This is a genomic window from Bacillus sp. FSL E2-8887, assembly GCF_038007205.1.
GTDB classification, from domain to species: domain Bacteria; phylum Bacillota; class Bacilli; order Bacillales; family Bacillaceae_G; genus Bacillus_A; species Bacillus_A mycoides.
The window spans coordinates 37,864-58,921 of record NZ_JBBOWS010000001.1 but is presented as its reverse complement, the minus strand read 5'-3'; the positions used below and the strand labels follow the sequence as shown (position 1 = coordinate 58,921).

Annotated in this window: 8 protein-coding genes, 7 rRNA genes and 1 pseudogene; 8 read left to right on the top strand and 8 right to left on the bottom strand. The window is 44.0% G+C overall.

Annotated elements, in window-relative coordinates; all coding sequences use genetic code 11:
• Positions 1-4 precede the first annotated feature (4 nt).
• Both NSQ08_RS00225 and NSQ08_RS00220 read right to left on the bottom strand, forming a co-directional pair.
• Positions 5-2,926 (bottom strand): 23S ribosomal RNA (locus NSQ08_RS00225).
• A gap of 146 nt (positions 2,927-3,072) precedes the next feature.
• A 16S ribosomal RNA gene (locus NSQ08_RS00220) occupies positions 3,073-4,624 on the bottom strand.
• Together the 16S and 23S rRNA genes form the textbook arrangement of a ribosomal RNA operon.
• Positions 4,625-4,939: 315 nt before the next feature.
• Between NSQ08_RS00220 and NSQ08_RS00215 the strand changes: the two genes are divergently transcribed.
• Complete coding sequence (locus NSQ08_RS00215) at positions 4,940-5,731, top strand: sulfotransferase family 2 domain-containing protein (RefSeq protein ID WP_340780018.1); 792 nt, start codon at positions 4,940-4,942, stop codon at positions 5,729-5,731.
• 93 nt (positions 5,732-5,824) lie between these two features.
• Here the strand turns inward: NSQ08_RS00215 and NSQ08_RS00210 are convergent, their stop codons facing one another.
• The 4 genes from NSQ08_RS00210 to NSQ08_RS00195 all read right to left on the bottom strand — a co-directional run bounded on the left by NSQ08_RS00210 (position 5,825) and on the right by NSQ08_RS00195 (position 11,889).
• Positions 5,825-6,745, bottom strand: a complete 921-nt coding sequence (locus tag NSQ08_RS00210; protein ID WP_137077080.1) for a DMT family transporter — start codon at positions 6,743-6,745, stop codon at positions 5,825-5,827.
• 359 nt (positions 6,746-7,104) lie between these two features.
• Positions 7,105-7,220: ribosomal RNA gene (gene rrf / locus NSQ08_RS00205) — 5S ribosomal RNA — on the bottom strand.
• 49 nt (positions 7,221-7,269) lie between these two features.
• Positions 7,270-10,191 (bottom strand): 23S ribosomal RNA (locus NSQ08_RS00200).
• A 146-nt stretch (positions 10,192-10,337) separates the two neighbouring features.
• A 16S ribosomal RNA gene (locus NSQ08_RS00195) occupies positions 10,338-11,889 on the bottom strand.
• Between the two features lie 558 nt (positions 11,890-12,447).
• Between NSQ08_RS00195 and NSQ08_RS00190 the strand changes: the two genes are divergently transcribed.
• The 7 genes and pseudogenes from NSQ08_RS00190 to NSQ08_RS00165 all read left to right on the top strand — a co-directional run bounded on the left by NSQ08_RS00190 (position 12,448) and on the right by NSQ08_RS00165 (position 17,817).
• Positions 12,448-13,161 (top strand): response regulator transcription factor, encoded by a 714-nt coding sequence (locus NSQ08_RS00190; protein ID WP_137077039.1) that lies wholly within the window; start codon positions 12,448-12,450, stop codon positions 13,159-13,161.
• Positions 13,151-14,164, top strand: a complete 1,014-nt coding sequence (locus tag NSQ08_RS00185) for a sensor histidine kinase (protein WP_137077040.1) — start codon at positions 13,151-13,153, stop codon at positions 14,162-14,164. The genes NSQ08_RS00190 and NSQ08_RS00185 overlap by 11 nt, the downstream gene beginning before the upstream one ends.
• 68 nt (positions 14,165-14,232) lie before the next feature.
• Positions 14,233-15,162 carry an ABC transporter ATP-binding protein gene (locus tag NSQ08_RS00180; protein WP_137077041.1) on the top strand — a complete coding sequence of 310 codons (930 nt, stop codon included), beginning with the start codon at positions 14,233-14,235 and terminating at the stop codon, positions 15,160-15,162.
• Positions 15,155-15,892, top strand: a complete 738-nt coding sequence (locus NSQ08_RS00175; RefSeq protein WP_002124852.1) for an ABC transporter permease — start codon at positions 15,155-15,157, stop codon at positions 15,890-15,892. Before NSQ08_RS00180 ends, NSQ08_RS00175 begins: the two co-directional genes overlap by 8 nt.
• 17 nt (positions 15,893-15,909) lie before the next feature.
• Positions 15,910-16,707 carry an undecaprenyl-diphosphate phosphatase gene (bacA, locus tag NSQ08_RS00170; protein ID WP_137077042.1) on the top strand — a complete coding sequence of 266 codons (798 nt, stop codon included), beginning with the start codon at positions 15,910-15,912 and terminating at the stop codon, positions 16,705-16,707.
• Between the two features lie 424 nt (positions 16,708-17,131).
• A pseudogene (locus NSQ08_RS29835) lies at positions 17,132-17,331 on the top strand (peptidase M20); the annotation flags it as partial.
• Positions 17,332-17,358: 27 nt separating this feature from the next.
• Positions 17,359-17,817 carry an ASCH domain-containing protein gene (locus NSQ08_RS00165; RefSeq protein ID WP_340770098.1) on the top strand — a complete coding sequence of 153 codons (459 nt, stop codon included), beginning with the start codon at positions 17,359-17,361 and terminating at the stop codon, positions 17,815-17,817.
• A gap of 151 nt (positions 17,818-17,968) precedes the next feature.
• Here the strand turns inward: NSQ08_RS00165 and rrf (NSQ08_RS00160) are convergent.
• Together rrf (NSQ08_RS00160) and NSQ08_RS00155 are read right to left on the bottom strand one after the other, a co-directional pair.
• Positions 17,969-18,084, bottom strand: a 5S ribosomal RNA gene (gene rrf / locus NSQ08_RS00160).
• A 49-nt stretch (positions 18,085-18,133) separates the two neighbouring features.
• Positions 18,134-21,055: ribosomal RNA gene (locus NSQ08_RS00155) — 23S ribosomal RNA — on the bottom strand.
• Positions 21,056-21,058 lie beyond the last annotated feature (3 nt).

Genomic DNA, 21,058 nt, shown 5'->3' with positions numbered 1-21,058 from the left:
TTATATGGTTAAGTCCTCGATCTATTAGTATTCGTCAGCTCCACATGTCACCATGCTTCCACCTCGAACCTATCAACCTGATCATCTTTCAGGGATCTTACTAGCTTACGCTATGGGAAATCTCATCTTGAGGGGGGCTTCATGCTTAGATGCTTTCAGCACTTATCCCTTCCGCACATAGCTACCCAGCTATGCCCTTGGCAGAACAACTGGTACACCAGCGGTGCGTCCATCCCGGTCCTCTCGTACTAAGGACAGCTCCTCTCAAATTTCCTGCGCCCACGACGGATAGGGACCGAACTGTCTCACGACGTTCTGAACCCAGCTCGCGTACCGCTTTAATGGGCGAACAGCCCAACCCTTGGGACCGACTACAGCCCCAGGATGCGATGAGCCGACATCGAGGTGCCAAACCTCCCCGTCGATGTGGACTCTTGGGGGAGATAAGCCTGTTATCCCCGGGGTAGCTTTTATCCGTTGAGCGATGGCCCTTCCATGCGGAACCACCGGATCACTAAGCCCGACTTTCGTCCCTGCTCGACTTGTAGGTCTCGCAGTCAAGCTCCCTTATGCCTTTGCACTCTACGAATGATTTCCAACCATTCTGAGGGAACCTTTGGGCGCCTCCGTTACACTTTAGGAGGCGACCGCCCCAGTCAAACTGCCCACCTGACACTGTCTCCCGGGTCGATAAGACCCGTAGGTTAGAATTTCAATACAGTCAGGGCGGTATCCCACCAGCGCCTCCACCGAAGCTAGCGCTCCGGTTTCAATGGCTCCCGCCTATCCTGTACAAACTGTACCAAAATTCAATATCAGGCTACAGTAAAGCTCCACGGGGTCTTTCCGTCCTGTCGCGGGTAACCTGCATCTTCACAGGTACTATAATTTCACCGAGTCTCTGGTTGAGACAGTGCCCAAATCGTTACACCTTTCGTGCGGGTCGGAACTTACCCGACAAGGAATTTCGCTACCTTAGGACCGTTATAGTTACGGCCGCCGTTTACTGGGGCTTCAGTTCAGAGCTTCGCTTACGCTAACCCCTCTCCTTAACCTTCCAGCACCGGGCAGGTGTCAGCCCCTATACTTCGCCTTACGGCTTCGCAGAGACCTGTGTTTTTGCTAAACAGTCGCTTGGGCCTATTCACTGCGGCTTTCCGTTAAGAAAGCACCCCTTCTCCCGAAGTTACGGGGTCATTTTGCCGAGTTCCTTAACCAGAGTTCTCTCGCACACCTTAGGATTCTCTCCTCGCCTACCTGTGTCGGTTTGCGGTACAGGCACCTTTTATCTCGCTAGAAGCTTTTCTTGGCAGCGGGGAATCAAAGACTTCGCTCCATAAGGAGCTTCCCCATCACAGCTCAGCCTTCACGATAAGCGGATTTGCCTACTTATCAGCCTAACTGCTTGGACGTGCACAACCAATCGCACGCTTCTTCTATCCTTCTGCGTCCCTCCATTGCTCAAACGATAAAGAGGTGGTACAGGAATATCAACCTGTTGTCCATCGCCTACGCCTGTCGGCCTCGGCTTAGGTCCTGACTAACCCTGAGCGGACGAGCCTTCCTCAGGAAACCTTAGGCATTCGGTGGACGGGATTCTCACCCGTCTTTCGCTACTCATACCGGCATTCTCACTTCTAAGCGCTCCACCAGTCCTTCCGGTCTGACTTCACTGCACTTAGAACGCTCCCCTACCACTGATACCATTGGTATCAATTCGCAGCTTCGGTGGTGTATTTAGCCCCGGTACATTTTCGGCGCAGAGTCACTCGACTAGTGAGCTATTACGCACTCTTTAAATGGTGGCTGCTTCTGAGCCAACATCCTAGTTGTCTAAGCAACTCCACATCCTTTTCCACTTAATACACACTTTGGGACCTTAGCTGGCGATCTGGGCTGTTTCCCTCTTGACTACGGATCTTATCACTCGCAGTCTGACTCCTAAGGATAAGTCATTGGCATTCGGAGTTTGACTGAATTCGGTAATCCGATGAGGACCCCTAGTTCAATCAGTGCTCTACCTCCAAGACTCTTACACTTAAGGCTAGCCCTAAAGCTATTTCGGGGAGAACCAGCTATCTCCAGGTTCGATTGGAATTTCTCCGCTACCCACACCTCATCCCCGCACTTTTCAACGTGCGTGGGTTCGGGCCTCCATTCAGTGTTACCTGAACTTCACCCTGGACATGGGTAGATCACCTGGTTTCGGGTCTACGACCACGTACTAAACGCCCTATTCAGACTCGCTTTCGCTGCGGCTCCGCCTCTTCAGCTTAACCTCGCACGGGATCGTAACTCGCCGGTTCATTCTACAAAAGGCACGCCATCACCCATTAACGGGCTCTGACTATTTGTAGGCACACGGTTTCAGGATCTCTTTCACTCCCCTTCCGGGGTGCTTTTCACCTTTCCCTCACGGTACTGGTTCACTATCGATCACTAGGGAGTATTTAGCCTTGGGAGATGGTCCTCCCAGATTCCGACGGAATTTCACGTGTTCCGCCGTACTCAGGATACATTCAAGAGAGAACGAAGTTTCGACTACGGGGTTATTACCCTCTGTGACGGACCTTTCCAGGTCGCTTCGTCTACCTCGTTCCTTTGTAACTCCGTATAGAATGTCCTACAACCCCAAGAGGCAAGCCTCTTGGTTTGGGCTAGATTCCGTTTCGCTCGCCGCTACTCAGGAAATCGCATTTGCTTTCTCTTCCTCCAGGTACTTAGATGTTTCAGTTCCCTGGGTCTGTCTTCCATACCCTATGTATTCAGGTAAGGATACCATACCATTACGTATAGTGGGTTTCCCCATTCGGAAATCTTCGGATCAAAGCTTACTTACAGCTCCCCGAAGCATATCGGCGTTAGTCCCGTCCTTCATCGACTCCTAGTGTCAAGGCATCCACCGTGCGCCCTTTCTAACTTAACCAAACTAAAATTAAAAAAATATGAGCTACACTGTTATCTAGTTTTCAAAGAACATACATTTAAACTTGAGAGATAGTTCTCTCAAAACTGAACGAAACAAAACAAGTCAACGTTTATTGATGAACTGCGTTCATCAATTCTCCATAGAAAGGAGGTGATCCAGCCGCACCTTCCGATACGGCTACCTTGTTACGACTTCACCCCAATCATCTGTCCCACCTTAGGCGGCTGGCTCCATAAAGGTTACCCCACCGACTTCGGGTGTTACAAACTCTCGTGGTGTGACGGGCGGTGTGTACAAGGCCCGGGAACGTATTCACCGCGGCATGCTGATCCGCGATTACTAGCGATTCCAGCTTCATGTAGGCGAGTTGCAGCCTACAATCCGAACTGAGAACGGTTTTATGAGATTAGCTCCACCTCGCGGTCTTGCAGCTCTTTGTACCGTCCATTGTAGCACGTGTGTAGCCCAGGTCATAAGGGGCATGATGATTTGACGTCATCCCCACCTTCCTCCGGTTTGTCACCGGCAGTCACCTTAGAGTGCCCAACTTAATGATGGCAACTAAGATCAAGGGTTGCGCTCGTTGCGGGACTTAACCCAACATCTCACGACACGAGCTGACGACAACCATGCACCACCTGTCACTCTGCTCCCGAAGGAGAAGCTCTATCTCTAGAGTTTTCAGAGGATGTCAAGACCTGGTAAGGTTCTTCGCGTTGCTTCGAATTAAACCACATGCTCCACCGCTTGTGCGGGCCCCCGTCAATTCCTTTGAGTTTCAGCCTTGCGGCCGTACTCCCCAGGCGGAGTGCTTAATGCGTTAACTTCAGCACTAAAGGGCGGAAACCCTCTAACACTTAGCACTCATCGTTTACGGCGTGGACTACCAGGGTATCTAATCCTGTTTGCTCCCCACGCTTTCGCGCCTCAGTGTCAGTTACAGACCAGAAAGTCGCCTTCGCCACTGGTGTTCCTCCATATCTCTACGCATTTCACCGCTACACATGGAATTCCACTTTCCTCTTCTGCACTCAAGTCTCCCAGTTTCCAATGACCCTCCACGGTTGAGCCGTGGGCTTTCACATCAGACTTAAGAAACCACCTGCGCGCGCTTTACGCCCAATAATTCCGGATAACGCTTGCCACCTACGTATTACCGCGGCTGCTGGCACGTAGTTAGCCGTGGCTTTCTGGTTAGGTACCGTCAAGGTGCCAGCTTATTCAACTAGCACTTGTTCTTCCCTAACAACAGAGTTTTACGACCCGAAAGCCTTCATCACTCACGCGGCGTTGCTCCGTCAGACTTTCGTCCATTGCGGAAGATTCCCTACTGCTGCCTCCCGTAGGAGTCTGGGCCGTGTCTCAGTCCCAGTGTGGCCGATCACCCTCTCAGGTCGGCTACGCATCGTCGCCTTGGTGAGCCGTTACCTCACCAACTAGCTAATGCGACGCGGGTCCATCCATAAGTGACAGCCGAAGCCGCCTTTCAATTTCGAACTATGCAGTTCAAAATATTATCCGGTATTAGCCCCGGTTTCCCGGAGTTATCCCAGTCTTATGGGTAGGTTACCCACGTGTTACTCACCCGTCCGCCGCTAACTTCATAAGAGCAAGCTCTTAATCCATTCGCTCGACTTGCATGTATTAGGCACGCCGCCAGCGTTCATCCTGAGCCAGGATCAAACTCTCCAATAAAGTTAGTTTGTCTAGCATCTAAAAATAAAAATTGACGTTCACGTTGTTTGTTTCGTTCAGTTTTCAAAGAACTTGTTTGCCGCTCATTTGCGACTCCCTTATGTTAACATTTTCATATTTCAATGTCAACCAAGTTTTTTTATTTCTTTTGTCGCTTTCTGCGTTGTTGCTATCGGCGACTTGTCCTATATTACACCTCTATATAATAATAGTCAACACTTCTTTTTCATTTTCTACAAAAAAAAATTCCACACACTCATACCTCATCTTTATTTTACATATATATAATCAAGATACATGAAAGGAGTGCATCAATTGTTGGATCCTTCCTTGTTACACATCATTAGTACTAATGCAAGAAGCCCACACTATCATAGAAACTTTCCTCTCATTCTATTTTGGAGTCAAAAAAGTGGTTGTACTTCCCTTGCTAAGTGGTTTTTTTACCAGGTTGATTTATTACAAACAGCTTTAAACTATCACCCCTTCATCCATAATTTCGAATATGAAATATACAAAAGTACACCGGCCTATAATATACGGCTAAGTGTAGCACTACGAGATAAACAAAAGGAAACTTTCAAACTGGTTCGCAATCCGTTTAGAAGAGCAGTCAGTTCTTTCGTGTCCTTAATTGCACCTCCTTATGTAGAAAATGAAGAATGGAAACCCATTCGAAAGTTTTTATATCAAAATGAAAATTCTCCTAAAGGAATCTCATTCAAACAATTTTTATACTACCTATTTACTAAAGGTGCTCATGCAAATGATATTAACGCTCACTTTACACAACAATATATAGCAGGTGAAGAAGAGTATGTAACCAATTATATATACTTAGAAAATTTCGATCAGGAAATGAAAGAATTAGAAAAACGTTTCGAATTAAAACCTGCACCGATAAATGAGTTTTTAACATCATGGCATCATCAAACCCCTGCCATGATTTATAAAGGGAATTTCAGCGATGCCGATATTACTGATCCTTTATTCCCTCGTCACCCGACTTTTGAAAGCTTTTATGATGATGAATGTATACAGCTCGTCAAAACAATATTTCAAAAAGATTTCGATACATATAGATATAACAAAGAATATCCCTACTAATTTAAGTCCATTATCTTCGCTAAATATAAAAAGATACCTTATACATATATATGAGGTATCTTTTTAACATTTAAACTATATAAAACGTACAATTTAACAGTCCCTACTATCCATTTTATTACCCTTTAATAGATTACGTAACTTTTGCTTATCCGCCCATCCTACTCCAATTAAAACTAGACTCCCTCCCATTATTATCTTCCATGTCAGAGATTCATTTAATAGGATAATTGAAGTAATGATACTTATTAACGGCAATCCATTTAAGTACAGTCCACTTATTGATGCTGAGACCGTCTCTAGCGCTTTATTCCAGAACCAATATGCTAAAATTGTTGCCCCGATAACAAGATATACTACACTAAATCCAATCTTCCATGTTTCGATTTTTGGGAAACCGTAGTAAAAAATTTCTATCATTGCAAATGGCAACACAATAGCTGCACCTATCATTAGTGTTACTGTAGTGAAAACTTTATTAGATAAACGTCGTTCTTGTTTTGGCTGTTTTAACAAAACTGTGTAGAACGCAAATAAAAAGGTACTTAATAAAATAAGTATATCTCCTATTAAAGACACCTCTTGATTAGTATCGCTAGATGGAATTGTAATAAAGAGCACTCCTATAGCGCCCAACATAATTCCGATCCAATAATCCATCTGAATTTTCTCTTTCAGAAAGAACGCTGAAAAAAGAATTGTAACTAATGGCAATGCAGCATCAATAATACTAACATGTAATCCACTTGTTAAAGAAATACCATAGGATGTGAACATAAAGTACCCAGCTACACCAGTAAAAGACAGTAAACTCATTCTTTTCCACGGAATATGTTTATGTATAACTGCTTTTTGTAGTTCGTTAAATGAGAAAAACATACAAATTCCACCCGCAAAGAAAAGACGAATAAATAACAAAGTAAACGGTTGAATGGATTCTAATGCCCATTTCGTTGGTGCAATGGCTGTTCCCCATAATATAACAGCCACTAATAACATGCATATTTCTTTCATAATCCCCCACACCCATCAAAAAATATATGTTAACTACCTTAATTATAGATTTTTTCTTAGGTAAAATCCTTTAAAACCACAAAAAGGTTATGCGAAAAATAGCCATCCAGCTCTTTTTTACATAACCTTTTCATATTAAATCAAAACATTATTGTTCATTCGACAACTAAATTAACATAAAAAGGAAATCCTTACCTTCAATTTATATTTAAACGTATTACTTTATCATCCAAATTTTATTTTATACCGTTTCTATTTCATTCTTTTTTCGTCTTTAGGGTTATTAAATTTATGGATTTTAACCTTCGGTAAATAAAAATAAACACAAAAAAACCTAAGTCGAAACGACTTAGGTTTTTGCTTGGCGACGTCCTACTCTCACAGGGACAAGGTCCCAACTACCATCGGCGCTAGAGAGCTTAACTTCCGTGTTCGGTATGGGAACGGGTGTGACCTCTCTGCCATCATCACCAAACTGATGAAGGTATATTCCTTCAAAACTAGATAACATTGCTTCATATTATATGGTTAAGTCCTCGATCTATTAGTATTCGTCAGCTCCACATGTCACCATGCTTCCACCTCGAACCTATCAACCTGATCATCTTTCAGGGATCTTACTAGCTTACGCTATGGGAAATCTCATCTTGAGGGGGGCTTCATGCTTAGATGCTTTCAGCACTTATCCCTTCCGCACATAGCTACCCAGCTATGCCCTTGGCAGAACAACTGGTACACCAGCGGTGCGTCCATCCCGGTCCTCTCGTACTAAGGACAGCTCCTCTCAAATTTCCTGCGCCCACGACGGATAGGGACCGAACTGTCTCACGACGTTCTGAACCCAGCTCGCGTACCGCTTTAATGGGCGAACAGCCCAACCCTTGGGACCGACTACAGCCCCAGGATGCGATGAGCCGACATCGAGGTGCCAAACCTCCCCGTCGATGTGGACTCTTGGGGGAGATAAGCCTGTTATCCCCGGGGTAGCTTTTATCCGTTGAGCGATGGCCCTTCCATGCGGAACCACCGGATCACTAAGCCCGACTTTCGTCCCTGCTCGACTTGTAGGTCTCGCAGTCAAGCTCCCTTATGCCTTTGCACTCTACGAATGATTTCCAACCATTCTGAGGGAACCTTTGGGCGCCTCCGTTACACTTTAGGAGGCGACCGCCCCAGTCAAACTGCCCACCTGACACTGTCTCCCGGGTCGATAAGACCCGTAGGTTAGAATTTCAATACAGTCAGGGCGGTATCCCACCAGCGCCTCCACCGAAGCTAGCGCTCCGGTTTCAATGGCTCCCGCCTATCCTGTACAAACTGTACCAAAATTCAATATCAGGCTACAGTAAAGCTCCACGGGGTCTTTCCGTCCTGTCGCGGGTAACCTGCATCTTCACAGGTACTATAATTTCACCGAGTCTCTGGTTGAGACAGTGCCCAAATCGTTACACCTTTCGTGCGGGTCGGAACTTACCCGACAAGGAATTTCGCTACCTTAGGACCGTTATAGTTACGGCCGCCGTTTACTGGGGCTTCAGTTCAGAGCTTCGCTTACGCTAACCCCTCTCCTTAACCTTCCAGCACCGGGCAGGTGTCAGCCCCTATACTTCGCCTTACGGCTTCGCAGAGACCTGTGTTTTTGCTAAACAGTCGCTTGGGCCTATTCACTGCGGCTTTCCGTTAAGAAAGCACCCCTTCTCCCGAAGTTACGGGGTCATTTTGCCGAGTTCCTTAACCAGAGTTCTCTCGCACACCTTAGGATTCTCTCCTCGCCTACCTGTGTCGGTTTGCGGTACAGGCACCTTTTATCTCGCTAGAAGCTTTTCTTGGCAGCGGGGAATCAAAGACTTCGCTCCATAAGGAGCTTCCCCATCACAGCTCAGCCTTCACGATAAGCGGATTTGCCTACTTATCAGCCTAACTGCTTGGACGTGCACAACCAATCGCACGCTTCTTCTATCCTTCTGCGTCCCTCCATTGCTCAAACGATAAAGAGGTGGTACAGGAATATCAACCTGTTGTCCATCGCCTACGCCTGTCGGCCTCGGCTTAGGTCCTGACTAACCCTGAGCGGACGAGCCTTCCTCAGGAAACCTTAGGCATTCGGTGGACGGGATTCTCACCCGTCTTTCGCTACTCATACCGGCATTCTCACTTCTAAGCGCTCCACCAGTCCTTCCGGTCTGACTTCACTGCACTTAGAACGCTCCCCTACCACTGATACCATTGGTATCAATTCGCAGCTTCGGTGGTGTATTTAGCCCCGGTACATTTTCGGCGCAGAGTCACTCGACTAGTGAGCTATTACGCACTCTTTAAATGGTGGCTGCTTCTGAGCCAACATCCTAGTTGTCTAAGCAACTCCACATCCTTTTCCACTTAATACACACTTTGGGACCTTAGCTGGCGATCTGGGCTGTTTCCCTCTTGACTACGGATCTTATCACTCGCAGTCTGACTCCTAAGGATAAGTCATTGGCATTCGGAGTTTGACTGAATTCGGTAATCCGATGAGGACCCCTAGTTCAATCAGTGCTCTACCTCCAAGACTCTTACACTTAAGGCTAGCCCTAAAGCTATTTCGGGGAGAACCAGCTATCTCCAGGTTCGATTGGAATTTCTCCGCTACCCACACCTCATCCCCGCACTTTTCAACGTGCGTGGGTTCGGGCCTCCATTCAGTGTTACCTGAACTTCACCCTGGACATGGGTAGATCACCTGGTTTCGGGTCTACGACCACGTACTAAACGCCCTATTCAGACTCGCTTTCGCTGCGGCTCCGCCTCTTCAGCTTAACCTCGCACGGGATCGTAACTCGCCGGTTCATTCTACAAAAGGCACGCCATCACCCATTAACGGGCTCTGACTATTTGTAGGCACACGGTTTCAGGATCTCTTTCACTCCCCTTCCGGGGTGCTTTTCACCTTTCCCTCACGGTACTGGTTCACTATCGATCACTAGGGAGTATTTAGCCTTGGGAGATGGTCCTCCCAGATTCCGACGGAATTTCACGTGTTCCGCCGTACTCAGGATACATTCAAGAGAGAACGAAGTTTCGACTACGGGGTTATTACCCTCTGTGACGGACCTTTCCAGGTCGCTTCGTCTACCTCGTTCCTTTGTAACTCCGTATAGAATGTCCTACAACCCCAAGAGGCAAGCCTCTTGGTTTGGGCTAGATTCCGTTTCGCTCGCCGCTACTCAGGAAATCGCATTTGCTTTCTCTTCCTCCAGGTACTTAGATGTTTCAGTTCCCTGGGTCTGTCTTCCATACCCTATGTATTCAGGTAAGGATACCATACCATTACGTATAGTGGGTTTCCCCATTCGGAAATCTTCGGATCAAAGCTTACTTACAGCTCCCCGAAGCATATCGGCGTTAGTCCCGTCCTTCATCGACTCCTAGTGTCAAGGCATCCACCGTGCGCCCTTTCTAACTTAACCAAACTAAAATTAAAAAAATATGAGCTACACTGTTATCTAGTTTTCAAAGAACATACATTTAAACTTGAGAGATAGTTCTCTCAAAACTGAACGAAACAAAACAAGTCAACGTTTATTGATGAACTGCGTTCATCAATTCTCCATAGAAAGGAGGTGATCCAGCCGCACCTTCCGATACGGCTACCTTGTTACGACTTCACCCCAATCATCTGTCCCACCTTAGGCGGCTGGCTCCATAAAGGTTACCCCACCGACTTCGGGTGTTACAAACTCTCGTGGTGTGACGGGCGGTGTGTACAAGGCCCGGGAACGTATTCACCGCGGCATGCTGATCCGCGATTACTAGCGATTCCAGCTTCATGTAGGCGAGTTGCAGCCTACAATCCGAACTGAGAACGGTTTTATGAGATTAGCTCCACCTCGCGGTCTTGCAGCTCTTTGTACCGTCCATTGTAGCACGTGTGTAGCCCAGGTCATAAGGGGCATGATGATTTGACGTCATCCCCACCTTCCTCCGGTTTGTCACCGGCAGTCACCTTAGAGTGCCCAACTTAATGATGGCAACTAAGATCAAGGGTTGCGCTCGTTGCGGGACTTAACCCAACATCTCACGACACGAGCTGACGACAACCATGCACCACCTGTCACTCTGCTCCCGAAGGAGAAGCTCTATCTCTAGAGTTTTCAGAGGATGTCAAGACCTGGTAAGGTTCTTCGCGTTGCTTCGAATTAAACCACATGCTCCACCGCTTGTGCGGGCCCCCGTCAATTCCTTTGAGTTTCAGCCTTGCGGCCGTACTCCCCAGGCGGAGTGCTTAATGCGTTAACTTCAGCACTAAAGGGCGGAAACCCTCTAACACTTAGCACTCATCGTTTACGGCGTGGACTACCAGGGTATCTAATCCTGTTTGCTCCCCACGCTTTCGCGCCTCAGTGTCAGTTACAGACCAGAAAGTCGCCTTCGCCACTGGTGTTCCTCCATATCTCTACGCATTTCACCGCTACACATGGAATTCCACTTTCCTCTTCTGCACTCAAGTCTCCCAGTTTCCAATGACCCTCCACGGTTGAGCCGTGGGCTTTCACATCAGACTTAAGAAACCACCTGCGCGCGCTTTACGCCCAATAATTCCGGATAACGCTTGCCACCTACGTATTACCGCGGCTGCTGGCACGTAGTTAGCCGTGGCTTTCTGGTTAGGTACCGTCAAGGTGCCAGCTTATTCAACTAGCACTTGTTCTTCCCTAACAACAGAGTTTTACGACCCGAAAGCCTTCATCACTCACGCGGCGTTGCTCCGTCAGACTTTCGTCCATTGCGGAAGATTCCCTACTGCTGCCTCCCGTAGGAGTCTGGGCCGTGTCTCAGTCCCAGTGTGGCCGATCACCCTCTCAGGTCGGCTACGCATCGTCGCCTTGGTGAGCCGTTACCTCACCAACTAGCTAATGCGACGCGGGTCCATCCATAAGTGACAGCCGAAGCCGCCTTTCAATTTCGAACTATGCAGTTCAAAATATTATCCGGTATTAGCCCCGGTTTCCCGGAGTTATCCCAGTCTTATGGGTAGGTTACCCACGTGTTACTCACCCGTCCGCCGCTAACTTCATAAGAGCAAGCTCTTAATCCATTCGCTCGACTTGCATGTATTAGGCACGCCGCCAGCGTTCATCCTGAGCCAGGATCAAACTCTCCAATAAAGTTAGTTTGTCTAGCATCTAAAAATAAAAATTGACGTTCACGTTGTTTGTTTCGTTCAGTTTTCAAAGAACTTGTTTGCCGCTCATTTGCGACTCCCTTATGTTAACATTTTCATATTTCAATGTCAACCAAGTTTTTTTATTTCTTTTGTCGCTTTCTGCGTTGTTGCTATCGGCGACTTGTCCTATATTACACCTCAATACTCTAATCGTCAACACCTTTTTATAAAGAAATTTAATTTAGTACCTTTGCACTCTTTTAACTCTAGATAAGGACCTACAAAGATCTCATTAAAATAGAAACCATCGTCTACTTTTCTTTACCAATCTATCCTTCTAAACACTATTCAATTTAGGCACTTCTCTATTTCAAAGGACTCGCTTCCCCCATCTTACCGAACTCATACAATTGATTCTTTTCAGCTAAACTAGCAACCTTATTTTAACAATTAATAGTATATAATTAGAAAGTTGCTTTATTTTTTATTACCGCTCCCTATCCCCCTTTGTTTATCAAGTTGTAATATCAATAACATTCTATTAGAAACAGGTGACGATATGAAAGATATACGTATTCTTATAGCAGATGACGATAAAGAAATTCGAGACTTATTAAAAAGATATTTAGAACGAGAATTATATATGGTAGATACTGCAATTAATGGAGAAGCAGCGTTGTGCTTATTTAACCAAAATAACTACAACCTCGTTATATTAGATCTTATGATGCCGAAAGTAGATGGTATCGAAGTGTGTAGAAAACTTAGAGATACAACCAACATTCCTATATTAATGCTAACTGCTAAAGATCACGAAGTTGATAAAATTTTGGGCTTAAGCATAGGTGCTGATGATTATATTACGAAACCTTTCAGTATTCACGAAGTGGTTGCAAGAATAAAAGCTCTTATGCGACGTTTTTTAGTTCTTGGAAGTAACACTAACGTACAAGAGAAAACAACTTTAACATTTAAAGGACTAACTATCGATTTAAAAAAATACACAGTCCATACGAACGGAAAAGAAATCAACTTAACTGGAAAAGAACTTGAACTATTAAAATTCTTCGCTTCAAACCCAGAGCAAGTATTTACGAAAACACAACTCTTTCGGAATGTATGGGACGATAATTATATAGAAGATGATAATACAGTTATGGTGCATATTAGAAAGCTTAGAAAGAAAATAGAAATTGATTCTTCCAATCCAAAATTCATTCAGACTGTATGGGGAATCGGTTATAAGTTTGTAGGTGAAAAGGTTGAAAAATGATAAGATCCTCTTTCTTATTTCATTACAACTTATTATTTGCGGACTTTTAAATATAGATATGGGATACCATGTAAAAATATCTTTATTTATTGCTCTTATCATAATCACAATATATCTTTTCTTTTCAAGAGTTCACTTTATTCAAAGCAACGAATCGATGGTTACTAAATTAAGCCGTGCACTTAAAGGGAATTTACAAACGAGGCTATTCACAAATAACGACCGTTCACTAAATAGTATCGTGTTTTCAATAAACGACTTAATAACTGCATTAGAAAAGGGCCAGATCGAAGCAAGGAAATCCCAAGAAGCTAGAAAACAACTTTTATCTAATATCTCACATGATATCCGGACACCACTTACTTCTATTATTGGATATATTGATGCTTTAAAAGATGATGTCGCTGCTTCTGAAGTAGAAAAGCAAGAATATCTTGAGATACTTTATAAGAAATCGAATGACTTAAAACATCTGGTCGATGAAATCTTTAATATGGCCAAGCTAGATGCTGATGAATTTCCATTAAAAGAAGAAGAACTCGATTTTTCTGAGGTTACTAGAGAAGTATTAATCGAATTTTTACCCGAGCTATCAAAACATAACATTGAACTACAAGTTCTCATACCAGAATCTACTTCCCCTATTATTGCAGATCACCTTAGCCTTATACGAATTATAGGTAATCTAATAAAAAACGCTATCCATCACGGAAAAGCTGGGAAAATAGTAGGAGTCGAACTACTAGAAACCAATACAGAATATGAGATTCTTATTTGGGACAAGGGACCCGGTATTCCAAAACATGATTTACAAAACGTATTTAAGCGGATGTACCGCAGCGAACAATCAAGAAATCCTTCTTACGGTGGTAGTGGCCTCGGACTTTCTATTTCTAAAGCCCTCGTTGAAAAAAATGGTGGGCGTATATGGGTTGACAGTATTCCTTGGGAACGAACTACTTTTGGTTTTTCCGTCCCAAAACACACTACTTTTAAGAAATAGTTAAGAAATGATTAATATGCAGTTAAACCTTCCTTTTTATTATGTAATTAAGAACTTATAGAAAGTAGGTGCACCCTATAAATACAATTATAAAAACGACAAACCTTACTAAAGTTTATGGGAACCAAAAGTCAGTAGATAATCTAAATATAAATGTACAGCAAGGAGAGATTTATGGATTCATAGGGCGTAACGGTGCTGGTAAAACAACTACAATCCGTATGCTGCTTAGTCTTATAAAACCTACAAGTGGAAATATAGAAATATTCGGTGAGGATTTACTTCGGAATCCAAAAGACATTTTAAGAAGAATCGGTTCTATCGTTGAAGTCCCAGGATTTTATGAAAACTTAACTGCAAGAGAGAACTTATTAATTAATGCAAAGATAATTGGTGTTCACAAAAGGAATGCAATTGAAGAAGCATTAGAAATTGTAGGCTTGCAGCACGAAACAAAAAAATTAGTAGGAAAATACTCTTTAGGAATGAAGCAACGCTTAGGAATCGCACGTGCTCTTCTCCATTATCCTGAACTACTCATACTAGATGAACCAACTAACGGACTAGATCCAATCGGTATTAAAGAAATGCGAAAACTCATTAAATCTTTAGCTCAAGAAAGAAATATAACGATACTCATTTCTAGTCATATATTAGCTGAGGTGGAACAACTAGTCGATCGTATGGGAATTATTCATGAAGGAAGGTTATTAGAAGAAGTTTCTCTTGATACACTGCGTAAAGCCAATCGTAAGTACATAGAATTCAAAGTAAATAATGATAATAAAGCTGCGATGCTATTAGAAAATCATTTTCAAATTTTTGATTATGAGGTACATGATGAAGGAAATATTCGCGTTTATTCTCACTTTGGACAGCAGGGACACATCAACAGAACATTAGTTCGTAACGATATTGAAGTATTAAAAATTGTGATGAGCGAAGATAGACTAGAAGATTATTTCACCAAACTAGTTGGGGGTGGCACAATTGGTTAATCTTCTTTATACAGAACTATTAAAATTGAAACGATCCAATATGTTTTTGATTAGTATTATCGGAGCAGGTGTCGCGCCATTTTTAGTGGTTGTAGCTTCTTATATACACATGAAGACAAAGCAACCTACTCCAACTATTTTATTTGGTCAACTGTTCACTGAAGTTAACCTATACACTACTTTAATTATAGGATTCCCCTTATATGGAGTTGTGATCGCTTATCTATTTACCCGTGAATACACGGAAGATACATTAAAAAATTTGCTAACTATCCCAGTATCACGTATTAGCTTTATTATAAGTAAGTTTATCCTTCTATTCCTTTGGATCATGATGCTAACTTTAGTTGCTTGGACGCTAACTTTATTATTAGGGCTAATAGGTAGCTTCCCTGGGTTTAGTATCACCTTACTTTTAGGCTCTCTCATAAAATTTTTAATATGTGGTGGACTTCTCTTTCTTTTGTCTTCACCTATTGTACTACTAACTCTTGTAATGAAGACCTATGTACCGCCTATTATATTAACAATCATTATTACAATGACTAACCTTATGATCGTAAATTCAAAACATAAAGACCTATTCCCATGGACCGCTACTCTAGATATAGCAAATAACGAATTACAACCGACTTATCCATCAGAGTATTCTTATATCATCATTGCAGTAACAGCGATTTTCGGATTTATTACAACACTATTCTATTTTAAAAGGGTGGATATTCATTAATTTATAGGAGTGAAACTATGAGCGATCTTATCATTGCCTTCATACTTGGTATTGTAGAAGGGTTAGCTGAATTTTTACCCATCTCTTCTACTGGCCATCTTATATTAGTCGGACATTTATTAGGTTTTGAAGGAGAAAGGGCAAAAACGTTTGAAATTGTCATACAGTTAGGGGCAATTTTAGCTATCGCGATTTTATATCATAAACGCCTTGTTTCTTTATGTAATATTAAACCCCTTCTACGGAAAGAGAAAAAATTCAATGCATTACATGTTTTTCTCGGTGTATTCCCAGCAGTAGTTGTTGGCCTATTATTACATGATGTTATTAAAACATACTTATTTCAGCCGTATACTGTCGTAATCGGACTTGTAGCAGGAGCAATTCTTATGATTTTTGCAGAAGCAAAAAAAGCAAAGGCAACCGCCTTTTCACTAGATGATTTAACATACCGTCAAGCATTAACAATTGGATTATTTCAATGCTTAGCAGTATATCCTGGCTTCTCTAGAGCGGGCTCTACTATTTCTGGAGGGCTATTAGCAAAAGTAAATTATAAGGCTGCATCTGAGTTCTCTTTTCTCATTGCCATTCCTGTAATGGCCGGAGCTACAGGGTTAGACTTATTAAAAAGTTGGAAGTATTTAAGTGTAGATGATATTCCTATGTTTGCGGTAGGATTCATTACCTCTTTTCTTGTAGCAATGCTAGCGGTAGTAACCTTCCTGAAGCTTTTAGAAAAGATAGGTTTAAAACCTTTTGCATATTATCGTATTTTGTTAGCCATTGTATTTACACTTTTCGTATTGCTATAGCTTCATATAAGTCACATATTATTAAACCGATATTCAAGGAATATCGGTTTTTATCTATTTCACCTCTAGTATTACTCACTTCAATATGGCATAGTGGATAATAGATCAATATTAATAACCAGAATATTCTTTACCTCTAAACAACACTTCATTAAAATATGTAACGTTAAAAGCTATATTTGAAATCCGAACCTAGTAATAGCATTTCTTCTTTATACACATATACTGAAGTAAAAATAAGCACCTCAATTGATTGAGTCTACCCATTACACCACGATAGAACTAATGTTCTCACCCCTTTGCTATACATCACTTCTTCCTTGTTTCTATATTTATGGAAGCGAAGTACGTGTAGGTGATCGGGCATTGACCCTAACTTTATTGCAGCCCAAATCACAAATAGACTACATAACAACTATATCCATTACCATACGAAACAATTCGAAAATTGAACATCCCGTCTATTAATATGGGCGTCTACGGGGAAAATGGACATAAATGGACAGAACAAGTTTATAAACCATATTCCTTCACGTATTACTTGTATTAATCCGTAATACAACAACCCAGATTTTATATGACTACAAAACTATTACAAATAAGCAAGTTGCTCAAGGCTTATAAAAAAATTAAAGTGAGGTAAATATACAAATGAATCCATTAGCACAATCATATTGGGATACTTATTGGGGAAACAATAAAAAACCAGAATCTGTTACAGCTTGGCAATTTGGTGATTCTCCTGATTATCTCGCTAAACTAGTCATTGATGGTGTAAAAACCGCAACATGCTCGGGCCATATTTTTTATGAATTAGAAAATGAATCACTACCAACAACTAACGATTATAGTATTGTACTCAATAGTCAGGATGAACCTGTAGCTATTATTAAGACAATAGAAGTAACTATAATACCAATGAATGAAGTGACTGAAGAATTCGCTATCGCTGAAGGCGAAGGCGATCGTACCTATAGTTACTGGAGAGATACCCATATTCAGTTTTTTACAAAGGAACTAAGCGAACTTGGTCTTAGTTTTTCTGAAGATATGCTGCTCGTTTGCGAACGTTTTAAGCTTATCGATGTAAAAAACAAAGTGAAGATATGATAAATAACGATTTTACCGGAAGTCCATATTAGATAAATACATTTATCTTTAAACAAATAAGCTTGTTACCAATGGATTTCTTGAGCCATTAATAACAAGCTTATTTCATTAAACACAAAAAAGACGAGTCATTCTGACTCGTCTTAAAGTTGCTTGGCGACGTCCTACTCTCACAGGGACAAGGTCCCAACTACCATCGGCGCTAGAGAGCTTAACTTCCGTGTTCGGTATGGGAACGGGTGTGACCTCTCTGCCATCATCACCAAACTGATGAAGGTATATTCCTTCAAAACTAGATAACATTGCTTCATATTATATGGTTAAGTCCTCGATCTATTAGTATTCGTCAGCTCCACATGTCACCATGCTTCCACCTCGAACCTATCAACCTGATCATCTTTCAGGGATCTTACTAGCTTACGCTATGGGAAATCTCATCTTGAGGGGGGCTTCATGCTTAGATGCTTTCAGCACTTATCCCTTCCGCACATAGCTACCCAGCTATGCCCTTGGCAGAACAACTGGTACACCAGCGGTGCGTCCATCCCGGTCCTCTCGTACTAAGGACAGCTCCTCTCAAATTTCCTGCGCCCACGACGGATAGGGACCGAACTGTCTCACGACGTTCTGAACCCAGCTCGCGTACCGCTTTAATGGGCGAACAGCCCAACCCTTGGGACCGACTACAGCCCCAGGATGCGATGAGCCGACATCGAGGTGCCAAACCTCCCCGTCGATGTGGACTCTTGGGGGAGATAAGCCTGTTATCCCCGGGGTAGCTTTTATCCGTTGAGCGATGGCCCTTCCATGCGGAACCACCGGATCACTAAGCCCGACTTTCGTCCCTGCTCGACTTGTAGGTCTCGCAGTCAAGCTCCCTTATGCCTTTGCACTCTACGAATGATTTCCAACCATTCTGAGGGAACCTTTGGGCGCCTCCGTTACACTTTAGGAGGCGACCGCCCCAGTCAAACTGCCCACCTGACACTGTCTCCCGGGTCGATGAGACCCGTAGGTTAGAATTTCAATACAGTCAGGGCGGTATCCCACCAGCGCCTCCACCGAAGCTAGCGCTCCGGTTTCAATGGCTCCCGCCTATCCTGTACAAACTGTACCAAAATTCAATATCAGGCTACAGTAAAGCTCCACGGGGTCTTTCCGTCCTGTCGCGGGTAACCTGCATCTTCACAGGTACTATAATTTCACCGAGTCTCTGGTTGAGACAGTGCCCAAATCGTTACACCTTTCGTGCGGGTCGGAACTTACCCGACAAGGAATTTCGCTACCTTAGGACCGTTATAGTTACGGCCGCCGTTTACTGGGGCTTCAGTTCAGAGCTTCGCTTACGCTAACCCCTCTCCTTAACCTTCCAGCACCGGGCAGGTGTCAGCCCCTATACTTCGCCTTACGGCTTCGCAGAGACCTGTGTTTTTGCTAAACAGTCGCTTGGGCCTATTCACTGCGGCTTTCCGTTAAGAAAGCACCCCTTCTCCCGAAGTTACGGGGTCATTTTGCCGAGTTCCTTAACCAGAGTTCTCTCGCACACCTTAGGATTCTCTCCTCGCCTACCTGTGTCGGTTTGCGGTACAGGCACCTTTTATCTCGCTAGAAGCTTTTCTTGGCAGCGGGGAATCAAAGACTTCGCTCCATAAGGAGCTTCCCCATCACAGCTCAGCCTTCACGATAAGCGGATTTGCCTACTTATCAGCCTAACTGCTTGGACGTGCACAACCAATCGCACGCTTCTTCTATCCTTCTGCGTCCCTCCATTGCTCAAACGATAAAGAGGTGGTACAGGAATATCAACCTGTTGTCCATCGCCTACGCCTGTCGGCCTCGGCTTAGGTCCTGACTAACCCTGAGCGGACGAGCCTTCCTCAGGAAACCTTAGGCATTCGGTGGACGGGATTCTCACCCGTCTTTCGCTACTCATACCGGCATTCTCACTTCTAAGCGCTCCACCAGTCCTTCCGGTCTGACTTCACTGCACTTAGAACGCTCCCCTACCACTGATACCATTGGTATCAATTCGCAGCTTCGGTGGTGTATTTAGCCCCGGTACATTTTCGGCGCAGAGTCACTCGACTAGTGAGCTATTACGCACTCTTTAAATGGTGGCTGCTTCTGAGCCAACATCCTAGTTGTCTAAGCAACTCCACATCCTTTTCCACTTAATACACACTTTGGGACCTTAGCTGGCGATCTGGGCTGTTTCCCTCTTGACTACGGATCTTATCACTCGCAGTCTGACTCCTAAGGATAAGTCATTGGCATTCGGAGTTTGACTGAATTCGGTAATCCGATGAGGACCCCTAGTTCAATCAGTGCTCTACCTCCAAGACTCTTACACTTAAGGCTAGCCCTAAAGCTATTTCGGGGAGAACCAGCTATCTCCAGGTTCGATTGGAATTTCTCCGCTACCCACACCTCATCCCCGCACTTTTCAACGTGCGTGGGTTCGGGCCTCCATTCAGTGTTACCTGAACTTCACCCTGGACATGGGTAGATCACCTGGTTTCGGGTCTACGACCACGTACTAAACGCCCTATTCAGACTCGCTTTCGCTGCGGCTCCGCCTCTTCAGCTTAACCTCGCACGGGATCGTAACTCGCCGGTTCATTCTACAAAAGGCACGCCATCACCCATTAACGGGCTCTGACTATTTGTAGGCACACGGTTTCAGGATCTCTTTCACTCCCCTTCCGGGGTGCTTTTCACCTTTCCCTCACGGTACTGGTTCACTATCGATCACTAGGGAGTATTTAGCCTTGGGAGATGGTCCTCCCAGATTCCGACGGAATTTCACGTGTTCCGCCGTACTCAGGATACATTCAAGAGAGAACGAAGTTTCGACTACGGGGTTATTACCCTCTGTGACGGACCTTTCCAGGTCGCTTCGTCTACCTCGTTCCTTTGTAACTCCGTATAGAATGTCCTACAACCCCAAGAGGCAAGCCTCTTGGTTTGGGCTAGATTCCGTTTCGCTCGCCGCTACTCAGGAAATCGCATTTGCTTTCTCTTCCTCCAGGTACTTAGATGTTTCAGTTCCCTGGGTCTGTCTTCCATACCCTATGTATTCAGGTAAGGATACCATACCATTACGTATAGTGGGTTTCCCCATTCGGAAATCTTCGGATCAAAGCTTACTTACAGCTCCCCGAAGCATATCGGCGTTAGTCCCGTCCTTCATCGACTCCTAGTGTCAAGGCATCCACCGTGCGCCCTTTCTAACTTAACCAAA

Coding starts and splice junctions, on each gene's coding strand:
- NSQ08_RS00210 (WP_137077080.1), bottom strand. CDS start 6,745: ATGAAAGAAATATGCATGTTATTAGTGGCTGTTATATTATGGGGAACA.
- NSQ08_RS00190 (WP_137077039.1), top strand. CDS start 12,448: ATGAAAGATATACGTATTCTTATAGCAGATGACGATAAAGAAATTCGA.
- bacA (WP_137077042.1), top strand. CDS start 15,910: ATGAGCGATCTTATCATTGCCTTCATACTTGGTATTGTAGAAGGGTTA.
- NSQ08_RS00165 (WP_340770098.1), top strand. CDS start 17,359: ATGAATCCATTAGCACAATCATATTGGGATACTTATTGGGGAAACAAT.